General features: G+C 38.0%; 23 protein-coding genes and 1 riboswitch. Of the genes, 4 read left to right on the top strand and 19 right to left on the bottom strand.

Annotated elements, in window-relative coordinates; translation table 11 throughout:
• Positions 1-32: 32 nt before the first annotated feature.
• From purN to purC, 7 genes are read right to left on the bottom strand one after another with little or no spacing between them, the layout of a single operon-like run.
• Positions 33-599, bottom strand: a complete 567-nt coding sequence (gene purN, locus P3T75_RS05735) for a phosphoribosylglycinamide formyltransferase (RefSeq protein WP_282462432.1) — start codon at positions 597-599, stop codon at positions 33-35.
• The gene (gene purM / locus P3T75_RS05730) at positions 596-1,648 is read right to left on the bottom strand and encodes a phosphoribosylformylglycinamidine cyclo-ligase (protein WP_282462431.1); all 1,053 of its coding nucleotides are present in this window, start codon (positions 1,646-1,648) and stop codon (positions 596-598) included. The genes purN and purM overlap by 4 nt, the downstream gene beginning before the upstream one ends.
• 19 nt (positions 1,649-1,667) lie before the next feature.
• Positions 1,668-3,107, bottom strand: a complete 1,440-nt coding sequence (purF, locus tag P3T75_RS05725) for an amidophosphoribosyltransferase (protein ID WP_282462430.1) — start codon at positions 3,105-3,107, stop codon at positions 1,668-1,670.
• Complete coding sequence (gene purL, locus P3T75_RS05720; RefSeq protein WP_282462429.1) at positions 3,092-5,314, bottom strand: phosphoribosylformylglycinamidine synthase subunit PurL; 2,223 nt, start codon at positions 5,312-5,314, stop codon at positions 3,092-3,094. Before purL ends, purF begins: the two co-directional genes overlap by 16 nt.
• Complete coding sequence (gene purQ, locus P3T75_RS05715) at positions 5,314-5,988, bottom strand: phosphoribosylformylglycinamidine synthase subunit PurQ (RefSeq protein WP_282462428.1); 675 nt, start codon at positions 5,986-5,988, stop codon at positions 5,314-5,316. Before purQ ends, purL begins: the two co-directional genes overlap by 1 nt.
• A 1-nt stretch (position 5,989) precedes the next feature.
• Positions 5,990-6,244: a phosphoribosylformylglycinamidine synthase subunit PurS gene (gene purS / locus P3T75_RS05710; RefSeq protein ID WP_206903716.1), complete on the bottom strand. Its 255-nt coding sequence runs from the start codon at positions 6,242-6,244 to the stop codon at positions 5,990-5,992.
• 1 nt (position 6,245) lies between these two features.
• Entirely contained in the window at positions 6,246-6,974 is a 729-nt protein-coding gene (gene purC, locus P3T75_RS05705) for a phosphoribosylaminoimidazolesuccinocarboxamide synthase (protein ID WP_282462427.1), read from the bottom strand.
• Between the two features lie 305 nt (positions 6,975-7,279).
• Between purC and P3T75_RS05700 the strand changes: the two genes are divergently transcribed.
• Entirely contained in the window at positions 7,280-7,660 is a 381-nt protein-coding gene (locus P3T75_RS05700) for a hypothetical protein (RefSeq protein ID WP_282462426.1), read from the top strand.
• Positions 7,661-7,802: 142 nt separating this feature from the next.
• Here the strand turns inward: P3T75_RS05700 and purB are convergent, their stop codons facing one another.
• The 5 genes from purB to P3T75_RS05675 form a co-directional block, all read right to left on the bottom strand.
• Positions 7,803-9,098: an adenylosuccinate lyase gene (gene purB / locus P3T75_RS05695; RefSeq protein ID WP_282462425.1), complete on the bottom strand. Its 1,296-nt coding sequence runs from the start codon at positions 9,096-9,098 to the stop codon at positions 7,803-7,805.
• Between the two features lie 52 nt (positions 9,099-9,150).
• A complete protein-coding gene (gene purK, locus P3T75_RS05690; RefSeq protein WP_282462424.1) occupies positions 9,151-10,281 on the bottom strand; it encodes a 5-(carboxyamino)imidazole ribonucleotide synthase in 1,131 nt (376 codons plus the stop codon).
• Positions 10,265-10,753, bottom strand: a complete 489-nt coding sequence (gene purE, locus P3T75_RS05685; RefSeq protein ID WP_282462423.1) for a 5-(carboxyamino)imidazole ribonucleotide mutase — start codon at positions 10,751-10,753, stop codon at positions 10,265-10,267. Before purE ends, purK begins: the two co-directional genes overlap by 17 nt.
• 177 nt (positions 10,754-10,930) lie before the next feature.
• Positions 10,931-12,226, bottom strand: coding sequence for a nucleobase:cation symporter-2 family protein (locus P3T75_RS05680; RefSeq protein ID WP_206903722.1), 1,296 nt, complete (start codon positions 12,224-12,226; stop codon positions 10,931-10,933).
• Entirely contained in the window at positions 12,227-12,808 is a 582-nt protein-coding gene (locus P3T75_RS05675) for a xanthine phosphoribosyltransferase (protein ID WP_282462422.1), read from the bottom strand.
• Between the two features lie 88 nt (positions 12,809-12,896).
• Positions 12,897-12,994, bottom strand: a riboswitch (purine riboswitch).
• Between the two features lie 199 nt (positions 12,995-13,193).
• On the opposite strand from P3T75_RS05675, the gene P3T75_RS05670 reads away from it, so the two are divergent.
• On the top strand, positions 13,194-13,502 hold the full coding sequence (locus P3T75_RS05670) for a hypothetical protein (RefSeq protein ID WP_282462421.1): 309 nt from the start codon (positions 13,194-13,196) through the stop codon (positions 13,500-13,502).
• A gap of 198 nt (positions 13,503-13,700) precedes the next feature.
• On the opposite strand, the gene P3T75_RS05665 is transcribed toward P3T75_RS05670, so the two are convergent.
• Genes P3T75_RS05665 through P3T75_RS05650 form a run of 4 tightly spaced genes read right to left on the bottom strand, consistent with a single transcriptional unit; the run spans position 13,701 to position 16,349 of the window.
• Positions 13,701-14,381: a hydrolase gene (locus P3T75_RS05665; RefSeq protein ID WP_206903725.1), complete on the bottom strand. Its 681-nt coding sequence runs from the start codon at positions 14,379-14,381 to the stop codon at positions 13,701-13,703.
• Between the two features lie 26 nt (positions 14,382-14,407).
• Positions 14,408-15,025, bottom strand: coding sequence for a glycoside hydrolase family 73 protein (locus tag P3T75_RS05660; protein WP_206903726.1), 618 nt, complete (start codon positions 15,023-15,025; stop codon positions 14,408-14,410).
• On the bottom strand, positions 15,015-15,812 hold the full coding sequence (locus P3T75_RS05655) for a M15 family metallopeptidase (RefSeq protein WP_282462420.1): 798 nt from the start codon (positions 15,810-15,812) through the stop codon (positions 15,015-15,017). The genes P3T75_RS05660 and P3T75_RS05655 overlap by 11 nt, the downstream gene beginning before the upstream one ends.
• Before the next feature lie 24 nt (positions 15,813-15,836).
• On the bottom strand, positions 15,837-16,349 hold the full coding sequence (locus P3T75_RS05650) for a hypothetical protein (protein ID WP_206903728.1): 513 nt from the start codon (positions 16,347-16,349) through the stop codon (positions 15,837-15,839).
• Positions 16,350-16,461: 112 nt separating this feature from the next.
• Between P3T75_RS05650 and P3T75_RS05645 the strand changes: the two genes are divergently transcribed.
• Positions 16,462-17,409 carry a Gfo/Idh/MocA family protein gene (locus P3T75_RS05645; protein WP_206903729.1) on the top strand — a complete coding sequence of 316 codons (948 nt, stop codon included), beginning with the start codon at positions 16,462-16,464 and terminating at the stop codon, positions 17,407-17,409.
• A gap of 180 nt (positions 17,410-17,589) precedes the next feature.
• Here P3T75_RS05645 and P3T75_RS05640 read toward each other — a convergent pair whose 3' ends face one another.
• Complete coding sequence (locus P3T75_RS05640) at positions 17,590-18,546, bottom strand: aromatic acid exporter family protein (protein ID WP_282462419.1); 957 nt, start codon at positions 18,544-18,546, stop codon at positions 17,590-17,592.
• Positions 18,547-18,687: 141 nt separating this feature from the next.
• On the opposite strand from P3T75_RS05640, the gene P3T75_RS05635 reads away from it, so the two are divergent.
• On the top strand, positions 18,688-19,293 hold the full coding sequence (locus tag P3T75_RS05635; protein ID WP_206903731.1) for an FUSC family protein: 606 nt from the start codon (positions 18,688-18,690) through the stop codon (positions 19,291-19,293).
• 16 nt (positions 19,294-19,309) lie between these two features.
• On the opposite strand, the gene P3T75_RS05630 is transcribed toward P3T75_RS05635, so the two are convergent.
• A complete protein-coding gene (locus P3T75_RS05630) occupies positions 19,310-20,440 on the bottom strand; it encodes a sodium ion-translocating decarboxylase subunit beta (protein ID WP_230710545.1) in 1,131 nt (376 codons plus the stop codon).
• Entirely contained in the window at positions 20,433-20,558 is a 126-nt protein-coding gene (locus P3T75_RS05625; RefSeq protein ID WP_206903733.1) for an OadG family protein, read from the bottom strand. The genes P3T75_RS05630 and P3T75_RS05625 overlap by 8 nt, the downstream gene beginning before the upstream one ends.
• Between the last annotated feature and the right edge of the window lie 44 nt (positions 20,559-20,602).

Here is a 20,602-nt window from a genome sequence, read left to right as displayed (position 1 = left end):
ATAGGTATTAAAGTGTAACGATTGCCAAGTCTTTATTGCTGCCCCTGTACAATTTGTTTTAAAACGGTGGGGTATAATTGATGCTCGGCTTGGTGAATTTTGGCTTCCAAACTGGTCAGATCATCATCTAAAATTAAAACAGGAACTTGGGCAATAATCGGACCAGTATCCACACCGGCATCAATGTAATGTACCGTTACCCCCGTTACTTTGACGCCATAATCATAGGCATCTTTGATGCCGTTAAGACCAGGAAAAGCCGGTAGTAATGACGGATGGATATTAATAATTTTTTTAGGAAAAGCCGCCAAAAGTTGGGGGCCGATAATGCGCATATAACCCGCCAAAACGATTAAATCAATTTTTTCTTGCTGCATTAACGCTAACAGCGCTTTTTCATAATCCTTTTTACTTGGAAAGTCTTGAGGACTAAATTGAAACGTTGCAACCCCAATTTTTTGGGCCCGTTCCAGCACAAAAGCATTTTTTTTATCACTAAAAACGAAGGCGATTTCCGCTGCTACGCTTTCTTTTTGAAAATAATCGGCAATAGCAGCAAAATTACTCCCATTCCCAGAAGCTAAAACTGCAATCCTCATTTTTTTTCCTCGTGGATCGTAAGTAAAGGCGTGTCTTTTGTTTTTTCGACAATTCGACCAATTTCATAACAAGGTTCATTTAAAGCTGCTAAAATCTGCTTAACTTGTTCCACTTTTTCGGGACTTACTGCCAATACCATACCAATTCCCATATTGAAAATTTCAAACATTTCAGCGTGATTGATTTTGCCATAATCTTCCAACACGTCAAAAATTGGTAAAACTGGCCAGGTACCTTCTGTAATTTCAACAGCAACATTTTCCTTTAACATCCGCGGAATATTTTCTACAAAACCGCCACCGGTAATGTGGGCAATGCCGTTCACCAAATTTTCTTTTACTAGCGGGAGGATTGATTTCACATAAATTTTAGTTGGGGTTAAGAGAACTTCGCCTAACGGTTTATCCCCTAGCGCAGCAATCTTTTTAGCTTCACTTAAATTATGTTCGGTAAAGAAAATTTTTCGAACGAGCGAAAAACCGTTTGAGTGAATTCCGGTTGAGGGCAATCCTAACAAAATATCGCCTGCTTTGATATTTTCGCCAGTTACTATTTGACTTTTTTCGGCTACACCTACTGCAAAGCCAGCTAAATCGTATTCATCTGTTGCATACATACCTGGCATTTCAGCAGTTTCACCACCAATTAAAGCCGCACCAGCTTCAAGACACCCGTTTGCCACACCTGCAACTACTTGTTCCAAGCGAGCAGGTTCGTTTTTGCCAGTTGCCAAATAATCTAAGAAATACAAAGGTTCTGCTCCTTGCGCAACGATATCATTTACACACATCGCCACACAATCAATACCAATAGTGTCGTGTTTATCCGCTTTAAAAGCTACCATTAGTTTAGTCCCGACACCATCAGTCCCGGAAATTAAAACGGGTTCTTTTACACCTAAGCTACTTAAATCAAAACAACCACCAAAACCACCTAGCGCACCCATCACACCTAGACGTTCCGTTTTTTTCACATGTTTTTTGATTCGCTCTACTACTTCATACCCAGCGTTCACATCAACGCCAGCTTTTGCATATGCATTGGCCACTTATTTTCGCTCCTTTTATTTAGAAAAATGAAGTTTGTTCTTTTAATGAAGCCTGATATTTTTCTTGGTAATCGTATAAAGGGGTTGGATAGTCCCCGTTAAAATAGGCCATACATAAACCGCCATATGGGGCATCAAAATCTAATCCAATGGCGTTAATCAAACCCTCTTCGCTTAAATAACTTAACGAGTCGGCTCCTATCACTTGACGAATTTCTTCTACCGAATGATTGGCCGCAATTAATTCTTTTCTTGTTTGAATATCAATGCCATAAAAACAAGGATATTTTAAAGGTGGTGAAGCAATTCTGACGTGCACTTCCTTGGCACCAGCTTCTTTTAGTAAATCCACAATCCTGCGGCTGGTAGTTCCTCTTACAATCGAATCGTCCACCATAATTACCTTTTTACCAGCAACTACTCCTCGAACAGCTGATAATTTCATCCGCACTCCTTGCTCTCTTAATTCTTGAGTTGGTTGAATAAACGTGCGGGCTACATATTGATTTTTCACCAATCCCAGTTCATAAGGAATACCTGAAGCTTCTGCATAGCCACTAGCAGCTGATAAAGAAGAATTGGGCACACCAATGACCATATCGGCTGCTACTGGTGCTTCTTTGGCTAAATTTCGCCCCATATTTTTTCTTGCTGTGTGAACATTTACTCCGGCAATATTGGAATCTGGTCGCGCAAAATAGACATATTCCATCGAACAGATAGCATGTTGGGTATCTTTAGTGAAATGTTCGATTTTAACCCCATCATCATTAATGATGATAATTTCTCCGGGTTGTACATCACGAACAAATTCTGCCCCGCTAACTTCTAAAGCACATGTTTCAGAGGCCACCACATAAGCCCCGTTTTTCATCTTCCCGATGGCCAAAGGACGAAACCCATTGGCATCAAGCGCTGCAATCATGCAGTCTTCCCGCATTAAAATGTAGGCAAAACCGCCTTTAACTTGGTTTAACGCTTCTTTTAATTGATCCAACCACGTTTCTTTTTTACTCCGCCGAATCAGATGCATTAAAATTTCAGTATCAGAATTAGAATGAAAAATCGCGCCATCACGTTCTAATTCTGTCCGTAAACTACAAGCATTGGTCAAATTACCATTGTGGGCAAGACCGACAGAACAGTCATAAAATTTAAACAAAAAGGGTTGGATGTTATCAACGCTACCATTACCGGCCGTCGCATATCGCACGTGGCCAATCGCCGCATTTCCTTTTAATTGTGCGAGCTGTCTATCGTCTTTAAAAACTTCAGACAATAACCCCAATTCACGATAGCCGTACAATTTGCCGGCATCGTTTGAAACAATTCCCGCTCCTTCTTGACCGCGGTGTTGCAAACTATGGAGACCAAAATAAGTGACACGCGCAGCGTCTGGGTGACCCCAGACGCCAAAAATGCCACATTCTTCATTCAAACTTTTTACTTCATAAGACATGGAATTGCTTCCTCCCAAAGTTCTTTGGCAGTGTGCGTTGCAACTGCAATGTTGCCGTCATTTGCATTAATTTTAATTTTTCCATCATTAGTGACTGTCCCAATCAAAGTTGCTTTATCTTTTGCTAACATTTCAAAATCTTTTTGAGCTGTCTTTTTCACTGATAAAACAAAACGAGATTGTGTTTCTGAAAATAAGTTTTCTTTTGGCATTGAAACATCAACTGAAATTCCCAAACCATTTTTAAACGTGCACTCGGCTAACGCAATCGCCAAACCACCCTCAGCACAATCATGTGCACTGACTACAAGTCCTTTTTGAATAGCATTTAAAACCAAAGCTTGATTGGCTTTTTCATTTGCTAAATCAAAATTCATAAGTCTACCTTCAATTAGACCTTTTTGCATTTTTTGGATTTCAGTTCCGTTAAAATCAGCAAACGTCTCCCCCACAAGATAAATTAAGTCATCTGCGTCCTTAAAGTCTTGGGTAGTAATATTTTTACTATCAGCAATTAAACCAACCATTCCAATCATTGGCGTTGGATAAATTGCTTTGCCGTCTGTTTCGTTATATAAAGAAACATTCCCCGAAATAACCGGCGTATCCAAAGTGCGGCAAGCTTCGCTGATTCCATCAGCTGAGGTCCATAGTTCCCAAAATCCTTCTGGTTTGTCTGGCGAGCCATAATTTAAGCAATCGGTAATCGCAAGTGGCTGTCCACCACTTGCAACAATATTTCGTGCCGCTTCGGCAACGGCAATTTGTCCGCCAATTTCTGGGTTCAAATATAAATAGCGCGCATTACAATCCGTCGTCATCGCCAAAGCCTTTTTTGTCCCACGTACCCGTAAAACAGCAGCATCACTTCCTGGTGCTACTACGGTATTCGTACGTACTTGTGAATCATAAGTTTCATAAATCATTTTTTTAGAAGCAATAGTAGGTTGTTGTAAAAGTTGTAATAAAGTAGCCGTAGCGTCTTCTACTACTGGCGTAAAATCAGCCATTTTCGCAAATTCTTTGATTCGCGCTGGTTCTGCGTATGCTTTATGATAGGTCGGTGCCTCTTCTGCTAGCGCATCGACAGGTAAATTCGCTACTTCAACACCACGATGATACAAACGATATAAACCATCATCAGTTACTTCACCAATCGTGACTGCATCTAACTCATATTTACTAAAGAGCGCTTCAACTTCTTTTTCATGTCCTTTTTTCACACAAATTAACATGCGCTCTTGTGATTCAGATAACATCATTTCATAAGGGGTCATACCCGTTTCCCGTTGTGGTACATCATCTAAATATAGTTTTAAACCAGAACCAGCTTTTGAAGCCATTTCTGAACTGGAAGATACCAGACCGGCCGCCCCCATATCCTGAATGCCAACTAAAATATCTTGGTGTTCTAAAATTAGTTCTAGACAAGCTTCTAGCAATAATTTTTCCATAAACGGATCGCCTACTTGAACAGCTGAACGTTGTTGTTCTTGGCCTTCAACAAATTCTTCTGAGGCAAAGGTTGCGCCGTGAATACCATCACGTCCTGTTTTGGCCCCCACGTACATAATTGCATTTCCGACACCTTTAGCTTGGCCTTTTTGAATATCTTTGTGCTCAATTAACCCAACGCACATAGCATTAACTAACGGATTGCCTTCATAGCAAGGATCAAAGGCTACTTCGCCGCCGACAGTCGGGATTCCAATACAGTTACCATAACCTGAAATTCCAGCGACCACTTCTTCTAATAAATATTTTGTGCGGGAATTATTCAGCTCGCCAAAACGCAAAGAATCTAAAACTGCAATCGGACGTGCTCCCATACTAAAAATATCGCGAATAATTCCACCAACCCCGGTAGCTGCGCCTTCATAAGGTTCAACAGCTGACGGATGATTGTGACTTTCCGCTTTAAAAACAACCGCTTGGCCATCACCAATGTCAACAATCCCAGCACCTTCACCAGGTCCTTGTAAAACTTGGGGTCCACTAGTTGGAAATTTGCGTAAAACGGGCTTTGAATTTTTATAAGAGCAATGTTCACTCCACATGACAGAAAAAAGACCAGTTTCAGTATAATTAGGTAAGCGCCCTAAAATATCTTCTGAAATCATCTGATATTCTTCATCAGTTAAGCCCCACTGCGCGTAAATTTTACGCTCTTTTATTTCTTGTGGTGTTGGTTCACTTATTTTCATCATTATTTAACTGGCACCTTTCCAAAATTTTTCAAAATTGAGGCAAAAAAACGACGACCATCTATTGAACCTAATAATTCTTCCATCGCACGTTCTGGATGGGGCATCATTCCCATAACATTACCAGCTTCATTACAAATGCCAGCGATATTTGCCATACTGCCATTCACATCTTCTTCATACGTAAAAACAATTTGATTATTGGCTTTTAATTTTGCTAATGTCTTTTCATCGCAGATATAATTGCCTTCCCCATGAGCGACGGGGATTTTGATTACCTCATCGTTTTCATATTCAGAAGTAAATTTTGTTTGATTGTTCACCTTTAAAGGTGTCGTCTTGCAAACAAAGTGTAACGACTTGTTCCGAATTAGAGCCCCCGGTAACAAGCCCGCCTCTGTTAACACTTGAAAACCATTACAAGTGCCAAATACAGGCTTTCCTTCTTCGGCAAATCGTTTCACTTCAGCCATAATTGGTGAAAAACGAGCAATTGCACCACAGCGCAAGTAATCACCATATGAAAATCCCCCAGGTAATAACACACCGTCAAAACCCGCTAAAGAATTAACATCATGACGGACATATTCGGCTTGTGATCCCATTATATCTTTAATCGCCCAAAGCATATCCATATCACAGTTAGAGCCGGGAAATACAATTACGGCGAATTTCATATTAAACTTCCTCCATTGCAGTAATTTCGTAACGATAAGTTTCCATGTTGACATTAGCAAGTAACTTGTCACAAATATTTTCAATCATTTCCTCAACGGGTCGATCGCCTTTAGCTACTTTAATTTCAAAATATTTTCCGATGCGAATCTCATCAATTTCTTCATAACCCATACGATGAACGGCACCTTTAACTGCTTGCCCTTGTGGATCTAAAACTGATTCTTTGTACGTTACATAAACTTTTACGAAATACATGCTATTGCTCCTCCACTAAAAATTGATTTTCTAAACGCTTTAAAACTTCTTCATAAACAGGAACCAAATCCCCTAAATCACGTCGGTAAATATCTTTATCTAAATGTTCATTGGTTGCCAAATCCCAAAGTCGACAAGTATCTGGTGAAATTTCATCCGCCAAGAGCAGTTGCCCGGAAGTGGTGCGTCCAATTTCAATTTTAAAGTCAATTAATTTAATGCCAATTTGGGCAAAAATTCGTTGTAACGCCACATTTACATTTCGAGCTAAATGTTTAATATCGTTAATCTCTTTGCCTGTAGCTAATTTTAGTAACTTTACGTGATCGTCATTAATGAATGGATCATCTAGTTTATCTTCTTTGTAATAAAACTCTACAACCGGAAAACTAAGGGGTGTTCCTTCTGCAACTTGTAATCGTTTTGAGAAGCTACCTGCAGCAGTGTTCCGAACAACAACTTCCAGTGGAATTATTTCTACACATTCTATCAATTGTTCGGTTTTTGATATTTTTCCGACAAAATGAGAGGGAATTCCTTCGTTTTTTAGTTGTTGGAAAATTAAGCTGGTAATTTGATTATTTAGTGCCCCTTTGCCAGATACTTGATCTTTTTTAGCGCCATTTAACGCAGTAGCTTGGTCAAGATATTCTACCCAATAAACAGTTGGATCGTCAGTCGTATAAAGTTTTTTAGCTTTGCCGGCGTAACGTAATTCTTTTTTTTGCATTTTGCACCTCATTTTATTGACATTAAATTTTGCATCGCCAAAATCGTTCGTGTTTAGCTTGTGTTTATTTTAACAATCGCAAGGATACGGGTCAACATTTATCTGGATAATAATTATCAAAACGCACTTAATTGTTCGTGTTTAACTTTTTTTCAAAAAAAAAATATTTTTATTGATATAACTATTCGTAAAATTTTTTAAAATAGTTTTTCAAAGCGGCTTTTAATGAAGCGTTTACAGTGAAATAAAAAAGTGTTATAGTATTTTTAGACTCATTGATAGGATTATTTTTAGGAGGCCTATGCATGGAAGAAAGTCAACTGGTTGCCAGCTTTTTGGATTCCCTTGTATTTGAAGAAAAACGTCGGCTGTTTAACGACTTATTAGCAGTAGAAGAAGTTTATCAAATGAATAAAAATACTTCGTTTTATACTTTTCGCAAGGTAAAACAAGCATCAAAACGTCATGTTGACTGTCGCAAACGAATTTTTCGATATCAAAACAGTCACAACGAAGAGTTAATTATCGAACAGATTCATGAACAACGTTTCTTTAAAAACAACTATACTTTTAAAGTATTTTTTAATTTAGAAGAGTATAATTTTTCCTTTGTAGAGAACATCCTCGCTGTTTTGCGAGATGAAAGAATGCGCCATTATACACAACCAAAAGTAGTATTTGGTTAAAGATGCTGATTTATTATCAGCGTCTTTTTTTTATAGAAATTTTGGTTTTGCGGCATAAGATTCAAATAGCTGCAGAGTTATTTATAAAGTTAAACAACCAGAAATAAAAAACGACGAACCCATTTGCGAGTTCGTCGTTTTTTTATTCTAGACCGACACGTTTAAAGATTGCATCTACATTTTTAAGGTGGTAATGATAATCAAAGGCATCATCTAAGTCCTTATTACTTAAAATAGAAGTGATTTTTTCATCTTCTTCTAACAAAGGTCGAAAAGCCGTTTGATGATCCCATGCAAAGGCAGTTTTTGGTTGTACCAAATCATATGCTGCTTCTCGGGTCATTCCTTTATCAATTAACTTTAACATTACCCGTTGACTGTAAATCAGGCCAAAAGTAGCATCCATATTTCGTTTCATATTTTCCGGAAAGACTGTCAAATTTTTAACGATGTTGCCAAAACGATTTAACATATAGTTCAATAAAATTGTTGTATCCGGAACAATGATACGTTCTGCTGAAGAGTGAGAAATATCCCGCTCGTGCCACAACGGTACGTTTTCATAGGCAGTTAGCATATGACCACGAATCACCCGCGCCAGTCCACACATATTTTCAGAGCCAATCGGATTACGTTTGTGCGGCATAGCAGATGAGCCTTTTTGACCTTTGGCAAAATACTCCTCTACTTCTCTTGTTTCAGATTTTTGTAATCCACGAATTTCAGTAGCAAAACGTTCGATACTAGTTGCAATTAATCCCATTGCAGCAAAGTACTCTGCATGTAAATCGCGAGGCAATACTTGTGTTGAGATTTCTTGGGACCGAATTTCCAAGTGTTCACAGACATATTCTTCAATAAAAGGCGGAATGTTTGCAAATGTTCCCACTGCACCAGAAATTTTGCCAGCTTCAACTGCTTTGGCAGCATGATCAAAGCGTTCGATATTTCGCTTCATTTCAGAATACCAAGTAGCTAATTTTAAGCCAAAAGTAGTTGGTTCTGCGTGGACACCGTGCGTCCGACCCATACAGACTGTGTTTTTGTGCTCGATAGCTTTATTGCCGATAATTTCTAAAAAGTTTTGTAAGTCTTTGCGTAAAATATCATTAGCTTGTTTTAATAAGTAACCGTAAGCTGTGTCAACGACATCGGTACTCGTTAAGCCGTAATGTACCCACTTGCGTTCTTCTCCTAAACTTTCTGAGACTGCTCTGGTAAAGGCAACCACGTCATGCCGCGTTTCCTCTTCAATTTCTAAAATTCTTGGAATATCAAATGTTGCATGTTCGCGAATTTTTTTTACATCATCTTTTGGGATTTCACCTAATTCAGCCCAAGCTTCATCAGCTAAAATTTCTACTTCTAACCACGCTTTATAACGATTTTCATCTGTCCAAATTGCACCCATTTCGGGGCGTGTATAACGTTCTAACATGCAATAGCTCCTCTATTTTATATTCTATTTAAACTTTTAAGACACGCGTTATCTAATCCCAAATATTGGTTTGGTAGATTTCCTCTAAGGTGCCATAAATATCATCTGTGGTAATGGTAATGTGTCCCATTTTACGGCCAGATTTTGCTTGTGCTTTTCCATAATAATGAAACTGCCAATTGGGTTTTCGTGCAATCAAGTCATAGGTTTCCCCTAGCTCATCACCTAAGATATTGACCATAACAGCATCACTTAATAATTTGACTTCACCTAGTGGCCAACCACAAATCCCACGTATATGGGCGTCAAATTGGCTTTGGCTGCAAGCTTCAATAGAATAGTGACCAGAATTATGCGGCCGAGGCGCTAATTCATTAACATAAATGCTACCTGTTTTGGTTAAAAACATTTCAATGGCCAAAACACCTCGTAAATCCAGCGCTTTTGCGATCACTCTGGCAATTCGTTGTGCTTCTTGTGAAACTTCGGTTGCAACTCGTGCTGGCGCAATCGTTTCATGTAAAATATTGTTACGATGGATATTTTCTACTACTGGAAACACCATAAATTCACCGCTGCCATTACCAGCAACCATCACGGAAATTTCTTTTTCAAAAGGAATCCACGCTTCTAGTTCACAAGTACCTGAACGCAATAGATTCATGGACGGCGCCAAATCAGCAGTACTATATAAAACATACTGTCCTTTTCCGTCATAACCTCCCCGCGTGGTTTTTAACACACAAGGATAACCGATACTGTCAATAGCATCTTGAATATCAGTTGGGCTAATGATTGTTTCATAAGGAGCAATAACAATATTATTTTCTTCCAAGAATGCTTTTTCCATTAAACGGTCTTGGGTAATTGCTAAAAGATCTGTTCCTTGTGGGACATTGGCGCTATAAATAATCGCATTTAATGCATCAACGCTCACATTTTCAAATTCATAAGTAATTACATCACAGCGTCGTGCCATTTCTTCTAAAGCAAAAACATCGTCATATGCTGCAACAATATGCCAATCTGCCACTTGCGCTGTTGGACAGTCTTCGGCTGGATCTAAAACACCAACACGAAAACCCATTTCCTTTGCACTAATGGTCATCATTCGACCTAGTTGTCCGCCACCGACAATCCCAATTACAGCTCCTGGTAATAAAGGCTTAACCAAGTTGATCACTACTTTCCATCACAATCTCACGCATCTTCGCTCTCTTTTCAGCTAATTTTTGCGCTATGCCTAAATCATACATGGAAAGCATCTGCGCCGCAAGTAGTCCGGCGTTTGTTGCACCAGCTTGTCCTATTGCCGTCGTCGCAACCGGCACTCCAGCTGGCATTTGCACAATCGAAAGCAAAGAATCCAAACCATTTAATGTTCGTGATTTAACTGGAACACCAATTACTGGCAACGTTGTTTTGGCAGCGACCATACCAGGTAAATGTGCAGCGCCACCGGCACCGGCAATGATTATTTTTATTCCTTTTTCTCTTGCACCCTCGGCAAATTCAAACATTAAATCTGGTGTTCTGTGGGCAGATACAACTTGTTTTGTATAGCTGATTTCTAATTCATCCAACTGCTCACAAGCGTGTTTCATTGTTTCCCAATCGGATACGCTTCCCATAATTATTGCAACTTCTGCTGTCATGATTTGCTCCTTTATCGTTGACTTTTTTTTATTGTAACAAGGATAATTTCGACTGTAAATAATTACTCGAATAATAATATTGTTTTTAGTTTTTTCGTTCGTGTTTTATTTAAAATAAAAAAATGCAAATGACAAACGCACTGTCATTTGCATCAATTTTCTATTTTGCTTTATTGCCTAATCAATCACGACTTTTTCATCATCTTTCAAACCGTTAAAGACAAGATTTAAAATAATCGCAGTTAAACTACTCATAACAATCCCATTACCGGTGAACATTTGAACAGTCTCTGGTAATTGGCTAAAAAGTTGTGGCATTAAGTTAAAGCCTAAGCCAAAACTAATGGACACAGCAATAATCAACAAATTTTTATCGTTGTTAAAATCAACTTTTGACAACATCTTCATCCCTTGAACAGCCACCATACCAAACATAACTAACATCCCCCCACCTAAAACGGGTTCAGGAATAATTTGAGCAATAGCACCAATTTTAGGGAAAAGTCCTAAAATAATTAAGAAAATAGCTGAAAAATAAATTGGTTTTTTCGTCTTAATCCCTGATAGTTGTACCAAGCCAACATTTTGAGAAAAACCAGTATATGGAAATGTATTAAAAATGCCACCTAAAATAACTGCCAAACCTTCTGCGCGGTACCCGCGTTTAAGATCATCTTCTGTAATTTTTTTACCCGTAATATCTCCTAGCGCAAAATAAACGCCCGTTGACTCTACCATGCTGACAATCGAGATGATAATCATAAGTAAAATCGACCAAACATCAAAAGTTGGCTTTCCAAAGTAAAATGGTTGCGGAATATGGAAAACAGGTGCGTGACCAATTGCAGCAAAATCAACTAATCCCATCAAACAAGCCAGTAGTGTTCCCCCCACAAGTCCGACTAAAACAGAAATTGATCGCAAGAATCCCTTAGCGAAAACTTGAACACCAACAATTAATAAAATGGTGACAAAAGCTAAAATCAATTGATTGGGATCACCGAAATTTTGAGCTGTCACATCGCCGCCACCCATTTTGGTAATGGCAACCGGAATTAAAGTTAATCCAATCACTGTAATAACTGTTCCTGTTACCAATGAGGGAAACAATTTTTTAATCTTTGAAAAGAAACCTGCTACTAAAACTACAAAAATTCCAGAAGCAATAATGGAACCATAAATGGCACCAACACCTGATTTACTACCAATCAAAATCAACGGGGCAACAGCTTGAATGGCACACCCTAAAACTACCGGTAAGCCAATGCCAAAAAATTTCGTTACTGTTAATTGTAAAAGCGTTGCAATCCCACACATGAAAATATCAATAGAAATTAAATAGGTCATTTGTGTTTCGTTAAAACCTAAACCTGTTCCGATTAAAAGTGGCACTGCCACGGCACCGGCATACATCGCAAGTAAGTGTTGCAACCCTAATACGGCTGCTTTTCCGTTTTGTGTCTGCTTATCCAATTAAGCATCCTCCTCGATAAATTCAACTTCACCTGCTTTTAATGATGCAATTCGTGCTAATGAAACAACTTTAATCCCCATGTCTTCTAAAAGTTCGCGGCCATCTTGGAAAGATTTTTCAATCACAATGCCGATTCCTTCAACATGAGCACCAGCTTGTTGACAAAGCTCAATTAAGCCTTTTGCTGCCTGTCCATTTGCTAAAAAGTCATCGATTAATAATACATTGTCGTCTTTTGTTAAGAATTTTTTTGAAATCGAAACAGTACTCGTTACTTGTTTTGTAAAGGAATAAACTTGCGCTGTCAAAAGTTCTTCGTTCATCGTTAAACTTTTAGACTTGCGGGCAAAGACTAAAGGAACACCTAATTCTTGTGCCGTATAAAGCGCTGGAGCAATGCCGGAAGCTTCAATCGTCACGACTTTTGTGATATTAGCTGCTCTAAAGACATCTGCAAAAACTTTGCCGATTGCCTCCATTAAAACGGGATCAACTTGGTGGGTTACAAAACTATCCACTTTTAAAACACCGTCACCTAATACACGTCCATCTTCTTTGATTCTTGCTACTAATTCTTTCATAATCACACTGCTCCTTCTTAATTTTTCATCTTTACTGCCAAACTAACAAAAAAAGACGCTTTTTGCCAGTCTAAGCAAAAAAAGCGCCTTACGCACGTTTTTTGCTTATAGTCCAGTATTTACGGTACTGGGTAGAGACTGTCGACCAGATTACGACGATATATAAGCAGGTATGTAGCTTACTGCGCCATGCGCAATAAATTATGTATTGGAGTATAACACCTTCATTGAAAACTGGCAACCAATTTTCTTGAAAGAATGATAATTTCTGTAAGATTTTTTCATTCCTTCTCAACTGCTGGTGAATAACAGTTACGACAAAATTTTAGCTCATGGCATTTCTGTCATAAAAAGGCAGAAACTTTTTTTTAAAAACTATGCTATAGTGACCTTACTAGTTCGTCGTTGGAGGAAGATTATGCAAGCAAAAGAGTTCGTCACTATTTTGGCTACTATGCCAAAAAAAGAAAATTACCAAGGTCTTTATATCGAAGATGCTTTCGTTACAGCTATCAAAATCGATCAAAAAGGCGACTTTGTTTTCATTGCCGAAAAAAATAAAGCACCTTTAACCATTAAAGATTTACTGATTGCTCTTATGACCAATAAAAGTCGTGAACTGTATTATTGGCAAGACAATCACAAACAAAAAATCTACGGAATTAAAGAAAAAGACGCCAAAATTATTTTATGAATGCGCTTTAACCTTATAAAAGCTAAATTAGAAAACGAGTGATAAGATACGAAATTTCAGCGTAAAAATTTATTTTTTAAAGAAACTTAAATTGGCTCGCACTTTTAATAACAGGTTATAATTGAATAAAAACCAGTCAAAAATCTAGCAATTCAGCGAACTTTGGACTGGTTTTTTATCGGTTTTACTACAATTTATTTAGCCTTCCTTATCAATTTCCATTTGACGATAATGTTCCATTTTACGACTAAATAATTCCCCATTAGATGGTGGTGTAAAGGTAATGGCATTGGCGCCAGCTTGAATCGTTTCAAAAATACTTTCTTCTGTTGGACCACCCGTTGCCATAATGGGTAAATCAGGATAGTTTTCACGGAAATGTCGAACAGTATCTGCCGTATCTTTGCCCGCACTGATATTAATAATTTTAACCCCCACCGCTAATTTTTCATCAATTGGTGTTAATTTAGAGGTCACTGTACTTACAACAGGAATATCTACTACGCGACAAACCATTTGAACGGTGTCTACTGATGTTGGTGCATTTAAAACGACGCCAATCGATCCTTGTGCCTCAGCAAACATCGACATATAAGTCGAACGTTCACCTTGTGTTAAGCCGCCACCTACACCAGAAAAAACGGGGATATCAGCAGCCTCAATAATCGATTTGGTAATAGCCGGGTGTGGTGTAAAAGGATACACAGCAATAACCGCATCGGCATCGGTATTGCGAATAATCGCGATATCAGTTGTAAAGATAATGGAACGTATCCGACGTCCAAAAATTTGTATGCCGGTTGCTTCGCGGATAATTTTAGGAACGCGCACGATATCTTTGCGTAATTCAGTCGAGATTTTCGGCATTTTTTGCTCCATGAAAACACTCCTCCTTTGATTGAAAACTAGTCATATTGCATTAAATTATACTCTTCTATCATACTTATAATTTTATCAGCATATTGAGGATCTGTCGCATATCCCGCCTCTTGTAAGGCTTTTGCAGCTTGTTTATAATCTTGGGCTAATAATACAGACTCATATTTTTGTCGATCCCAGTTCACACCGTTAACAAAAAGCATCGTGTGATCATCCATAGAAGCTTCCCAAGAATTATAAACTTTAAATTCACCCTTAATGGTGATATATTGTTCGTTGACAAATTCTTGGGTATCTAATTTTACTTTCGGGACATCCCCATAAGCTTTAATGCCAAATAAATTTTTATACTCACTGGCTAATTGACTTTGACCAAAATTCGACTCTAGCGCGGCCTGACCTAGGATAATACTAGGCAAAACACCATAGCCTTTTTGAAGTTCTTGGGCGTGGGGAACTAATTTTTTTATAAATTCTTTGCGGCTGACTTCTTCATTTGTTACAGATGCCACTTGTGTCGGTGTAGTCGGCTGGCTTAATTGTTTAATTGAAAAAACAAAAGCCGCTAAAATAAGCAAAAATCCGGCTAAAATTGCTGGAAAGCCGGCCTTTTTACGTTTCGTGTATTTTCTTTTAATGCTCATAACCCTCCCACTTTTCTAATAGGTCAAGATACTCTTCCAGTGTTAAATTATGTTTTGTCATATATTCGGCGCTTTTTACTCCAACATAACGTAAATGCCACGGTTCATAGGTGATTTTCGTAATAGCTTGTTTACCATCAGGATAGCGCACGACAAAACCAAAGCGACTGGCGTTTTTTTGTAACCATTGCGCGCCTGGTTGACTACTGTAGCTTTCATCTAACACCATATTGGGATTAGAGGCTAACCAATTTTCATCTACAACATCTACTGCAAGTCCGGTATGATGTTCACTATAACCAGGTTCGGTCATGGTCAATTTGGCTTTTTGTGTTGCGGCTTCTTTAGTTAACTGCTCTTGATTTTCTAATTGCGTCACGCGCTCATTAAAAACTTGTTTTTGATAAGCAACTGAGCGAAACGCAGAAACCAGATGGAGCTTGATATTGTCTTTTTTAGCAGCGTCCGTTAATTCTTCATAACTTTTCACGATCCTTTGATCGACAATATGCCCATCAGCTAAGGTGGTTAATTGTTCTTCTGGTACTTCTGTTACGATTTTATGATCCGGGCTAACTAAGACTAACCTCCAATCATCTCGTGCAATCTGTGGCAAGTCTGTTGGTCGCATAGGTGCTGAAGAGGTGGTGGTTGTTGTCTTTTTGGCACTAATGGCTGTGGATGCCACTGTTTTATTCGCATAATTTTGTTGATATTGACCAAAAAAAACAAAAAAAGTGGCACAAGCTACGATTAAAACCGCACCTACTCCGATTAATTTATTCAAAAGTCTAAAACGCTCCTTTAATAGCTATTGATTGTAGGTTTCTTCTAAATTTTCATTAACCCAAGCTAACAGGCCAACTTTTTCTTGTTGTAACTGTTGTTGAATCCGTGCTGGCAAGCGAAAACTTAAGATATCATCAAAACCCCACTCATCATACGTAATAAAAACGCGTAAATCAAGCAACTGATTATTCTCTTTTTCTTCATTATGGGTAATTACTTCAACATCAGCCAACTTTTTTTGTAACCATTTTTGTGCAATCTGCGTTTTCAAACGGCGATATTCACTAACTGCCTGCGTTCTTTTTTCGGGGAAAATAATCGTTTGGCGCAGCACTTTTTGCATGAGCATCCATTCATAATCGCTAAAAAGATTCTTAATTTTTTGATTTTGCTCTGGAGTTAATGTACCGTTTCCACTCTTCCATTTTTCCCAGCTGACCTTGTCAGTATTTAACACATTTTGATAAAATGTTACTTCATTTGTGTACTGTTCTTTAATTGTTTGTACTAAAATGGTGATATATACTTCGTGCATAAGAATCCTCCTCTTATTTATTTTACTTAAATTATTTGTTTAAGATAGGTATAGGCCTGTAACTTTCCTAATTTTTAAAAGATTGCTAAACTAAAGCAAAGGAGCTGATTTTATGAAAAATTACAAATGGGGAATTGCCGGTACTGGTGGGATTGCCCACGAATTTGCGGAAAATTTTACCGGTAAACAAAGTACCCTTACCGCTGTATCCTCTCGTAAAGAAGAAACAGCAAAAGAATTTGCCACTCGTTATCAAATTGCCAATAGTTACGGCACGTATGAGGAAATGCTCAATAGTGATATCGATATTGTCTATGTTGCGGTCCCAAATGCCACTCACTATGATTATATCAAAAAAGCTTTAATAGCAGGCAAACACGTCTTATGTGAAAAAGCCATCACAATGAACTTAGCTGAACTAGAAGATGTCATGAAAATTGCAGAAGAGAAAAAATTAATCTTACAAGAAGCAATGACAATCTTTAACATGCCATTATACGATGAACTAACACGCTTAATTGATCAAAACAAATTAGGCAAATTAAAAATGATTCAAGCACCTTTTGGCAGCTACAAAGAACCCGATCCTAAAAACCGCTTTTTTAATCCAGCATTAGCCGGTGGTGCTTTACTTGATATTGGCACATATGCGGTTTCTTTTGCCCGTTACTTTTTATCTAGCACACCAGTTGTTGTTGCAACTACTATGGTACCTTTTTCAACTGGCGTCGATGAACAGTCGGTGACCATTTTACGTACAAAAGAAGATGAATTGGCTACCGTTAGCTTAACCTTCCAAGCAAAAATGCCCAAAATTGGTATTGTAGCTTTTGAAAATGGCTATTTGGAAATTAATGACTATCCTAGAGCAGATAAAGCGACATTAACCTATACAGACGGCAGCAAAGAAACTATTATTAGCGGTGCCAGTAACGCAGCTTTTGGTTATGAAATTGATAACTTAACCGCAACTATTGAAGGCAAACCCAATAAATCTCTCTTTTTAACCCATGATGTTATTGCTATTTTAGATCAAATGCAAAAAGATTGGGCTAAATAGCACAGTTTTACAACCGGGTACTTAACAAGTCACTAACTAAAAAGCAACATAAACTACTTACCGAACATTTTTCCTAAAACATTTGGAACACCGTTTATTCGTAAAAGCGCTTGACTGATTTTAGTCCCTTCTCTTTTACAAATAAGCGGTGTTTTATAAGTAATTTTTGCGCCCTCTTTTTTAATTTTCTAACTTACTACTAAATTCCACCTTTGTTTCAATAAAACTGGTAAACAATTGCAGAAATTGAAACAACCGGGCCCGATTTTCAAATTCTAAACGGTCTTTAGGCAGTGGACTTTCTTCATAGTTACGACCAATTGCTGCAATTAACTGTAACAATTCGCGGCCATCATTGTCATACCCAAATGTTTTGGCGGTTGTTTGCAACAAATAACGCATGTCAGCTACATATTCTTCTTCGACTTCAATCTGATCCAATAAGTTTATCATGTCTCTTAAAATCAATACTTGCCCACGCCGCATCGTAAAATAGGTGGCAAAAGTCGTGTCTTCTTGAAACCATTGATTTTGCTGATGCCGCTTGGCTTTAATTTGTGCTTCGTGTAAATATGCCACGAGCTGTCCACAGGTTTGTTGGGCCTTTTTGGCAGCAGCAGGTGTATTTAACCCACTTGCCAGTTGGGCTAAAAGCTTTTTAAACATCACCTCAATAATTGTCTGTTCTTCTTTTAAATTTTTGCCAATATCAGGCATATACAAATTTGCCAATAAGGCAAGCCCTACACCTAAACTCATTAATAGAAATTCGTTAGTAATAATTTGCCACGCAAAAGATTGTTCCGTTAAGTAATGGGTAACTAAAACCGAATTGACAACGATGCCGTCATCTAGTTTGAAATAAACGGAAACTGGAATAAATAGCAATAAAAAAATACCAAAGGAAAAAGGATTAAAGCCCAATAAATTAAAAATAAAAAAGGCGATAATCGTCGCAATAATCAAAGATACGACGCGATAAAAAGCGGTGAGTAGCGTAGCTTTTTTGGTATTGCCGACACTTAAGACGGCAATAATACTGGCTGCTGGTGCATATAATAAATTTAATAATTGCGCAAAAAACATCGCAAAACTGGCAGCAATTACTGTTTTAATCGTACGTAATCCAATTTTCATAAGACCCTCCTTTGCTTTTAGTTTACCGATTTCACAGTAAACTGGCAATCTTAATGGATTTTCGTTATCATATTTATAGAAGAACAATCAAATTTCACCATCTTATTTACAAAGCAAAAATTATAGAACAGGAGCTAAATAATGCGATTAGGACGTTTTCGAATTGGAATGCGCACCATGAAAACAGCACTAGCAGTTATGATTTGTATCTTGCTTTTTCATTTTATCGACCGTGGGCAACCTTTGATTGCCGCGCTAGCTGCTGTTTTTTCATTGCGTCAAGATTTAACCACAACCGTTTCTTTTGGCAAATCTCGCGTCTTGGGTAATTCAATTGGCGGTATTGCCGCAATTCTTTATTTTTTTATCAAACAATATTTTCACCATGATTTCTTAGTAGAATTGGTTGCGTTACCGATTTTTGTAGCTTTGGTGATTATTGTCTCTGATGGAATTAATAATAATTCTGGCATTATTTCAGCAATTGCCACCATGCTTTTAATTACGCTAAGTGTAACCGAAAGCCAATCGGTTTATTTTGCCATTGATCGGGTGTTGGACACCTTTATAGGGACGTTTATTGCCTTAGCGATTAACTTCATATTGCGGCCACCGACCAACGAAAAAGAAAAAGAGATTGCCGAAGATTTAGTGGAATTAAAGAAAAAAGAAGAAAAATTACACTTTATGCTTGCAGAAGTACAAAGCGAAATAAAAAAAAGAAATGAAAAAGAAGATGGTCAATGATGGCCATCTTCTTTTTTTAACCAAAATAAGCTAACAACGTTCCCGCTGCCACGGCAGAACCAATAATGCCAGCTACATTAGGCCCCATGGCATGCATTAACAAATAATTCGTCGGGTCATTTTTTAAACCTTCCTTGTGCACCACTCTGGCTGCCATCGGCACTGCTGAGACACCGGCTGCACCTATCATCGGATTTATTTCGCCCTTTGTTAGTTTACACATTAATTTGCCAAATAATATTCCTGCGGCCGTTCCAATGGCAAAAGCAAATAATCCTAAAATGATAATTTTGATTGTTTCTAACGATAAAAAAATGTCCGCTTCTGCTTTGGCACCAACCGTTAACCCTAGCAAAATGGTAATAATATACATCATAGCATTTTGCAGCGTTTCAGTTAACTTAGGTACCACTTGTGATTCACGAATCAAATTACCCAACATCAGACAACCAATTAAGGTCGTCGCTGCCGGAACCACCAGCGCTACAAAAATGGTGGTAAAAATTGGAAAAACAATCCGTTCTTTTTTTGTTACTGTCCGTTGCATTTGCATTTTAATTTTCCGCTCTTTTTTTGTAGTTAAGGCATTAATAATTGGCGGTTGAATCAACGGTACTAGCGCCATATAAGAGTATGCGGCAATTGCAATCACAGACAATAGATGCGGCGCTAATCTGGTAGTCAAATAAATGGCAGTCGGACCATCTGCACCACCTATAATTCCGGTTGCTGCCGCTTCTGGTCCAGTCATACCGAGTAAAATCGCCCCAAAGAAGGCCGCAAAAATTCCAAATTGCGCTGCCGCACCTAAAAGTAGGGTTTTGGGATTAGCTATTAAAGGACCAAAGTCAGTGGATGCCCCCAAACATAAAAAGATAAGCGGTGGATAAATTCCCAGATTTGTTCCTTGATACAAATAATACAAAAGTCCCCCTGGTTCAACATCTGTCGGGCTAGCAAAAATTCCTGTAAAAGGTAAATTCACCAATAAAATACCAAAAGAAATGGGTAATAGTAAGTAAGGCTCATATTCTTTAAAAATCGCCAAGTATAAAAAAATAATCGCAATTAAAATCATAATCAAATGTTTTCCCGTCATGCCGGCAAAACCCGATGTTTCTATCATATTTTGTATAATCTCAGTCATCTTTCATCTCCTTAAAAATCTTTTTAAATAAAAGTAACGCACCCCATAATGCCGTTAAAATAAAAAAGACAAATAACATGGCAACAATTGTAATCATTCCTGCTTCTTTTAAAGACATTTTTCTCCTCCTTTGTTGTTATTACTTTAATTGTAACAAAACTG

It is taken from the genome of Enterococcus montenegrensis (assembly GCF_029983095.1).
Classification (GTDB): domain Bacteria; phylum Bacillota; class Bacilli; order Lactobacillales; family Enterococcaceae; genus Enterococcus_C; species Enterococcus_C montenegrensis.
Note: the sequence above shows the minus strand (reverse complement) of the source record. Positions and strands in the feature narration are given on the sequence as shown.

Bases quoted from the DNA above. Each gene is read 5' to 3' on its own strand.
- purL (WP_282462429.1), bottom strand. From the start codon at position 5,314: ATGATGAAAATAAGTGAACCAACACCACAAGAAATAAAAGAGCGTAAA.
- purF (WP_282462430.1), bottom strand. From the start codon at position 3,107: ATGTCTTATGAAGTAAAAAGTTTGAATGAAGAATGTGGCATTTTTGGC.
- P3T75_RS05625 (WP_206903733.1), bottom strand. From the start codon at position 20,558: ATGTCTTTAAAAGAAGCAGGAATGATTACAATTGTTGCCATGTTATTT.
- P3T75_RS05660 (WP_206903726.1), bottom strand. From the start codon at position 15,025: ATGAGCATTAAAAGAAAATACACGAAACGTAAAAAGGCCGGCTTTCCA.
- P3T75_RS05675 (WP_282462422.1), bottom strand. From the start codon at position 12,808: ATGAAAGAATTAGTAGCAAGAATCAAAGAAGATGGACGTGTATTAGGT.
- P3T75_RS05700 (WP_282462426.1), top strand. From the start codon at position 7,280: ATGGAAGAAAGTCAACTGGTTGCCAGCTTTTTGGATTCCCTTGTATTT.
- P3T75_RS05640 (WP_282462419.1), bottom strand. From the start codon at position 18,546: ATGAAAATTGGATTACGTACGATTAAAACAGTAATTGCTGCCAGTTTT.
- P3T75_RS05650 (WP_206903728.1), bottom strand. From the start codon at position 16,349: ATGCACGAAGTATATATCACCATTTTAGTACAAACAATTAAAGAACAG.
- purN (WP_282462432.1), bottom strand. From the start codon at position 599: ATGAGGATTGCAGTTTTAGCTTCTGGGAATGGGAGTAATTTTGCTGCT.
- P3T75_RS05635 (WP_206903731.1), top strand. From the start codon at position 18,688: ATGCGATTAGGACGTTTTCGAATTGGAATGCGCACCATGAAAACAGCA.
- purQ (WP_282462428.1), bottom strand. From the start codon at position 5,988: ATGAAATTCGCCGTAATTGTATTTCCCGGCTCTAACTGTGATATGGAT.
- purS (WP_206903716.1), bottom strand. From the start codon at position 6,244: ATGTATTTCGTAAAAGTTTATGTAACGTACAAAGAATCAGTTTTAGAT.
- purE (WP_282462423.1), bottom strand. From the start codon at position 10,753: ATGACAGCAGAAGTTGCAATAATTATGGGAAGCGTATCCGATTGGGAA.
- purC (WP_282462427.1), bottom strand. From the start codon at position 6,974: ATGCAAAAAAAAGAATTACGTTACGCCGGCAAAGCTAAAAAACTTTAT.
- purB (WP_282462425.1), bottom strand. From the start codon at position 9,098: ATGTTAGAACGTTATACACGCCCCGAAATGGGTGCAATTTGGACAGAT.
- P3T75_RS05665 (WP_206903725.1), bottom strand. From the start codon at position 14,381: ATGGAGCAAAAAATGCCGAAAATCTCGACTGAATTACGCAAAGATATC.
- P3T75_RS05630 (WP_230710545.1), bottom strand. From the start codon at position 20,440: ATGACTGAGATTATACAAAATATGATAGAAACATCGGGTTTTGCCGGC.
- P3T75_RS05645 (WP_206903729.1), top strand. From the start codon at position 16,462: ATGAAAAATTACAAATGGGGAATTGCCGGTACTGGTGGGATTGCCCAC.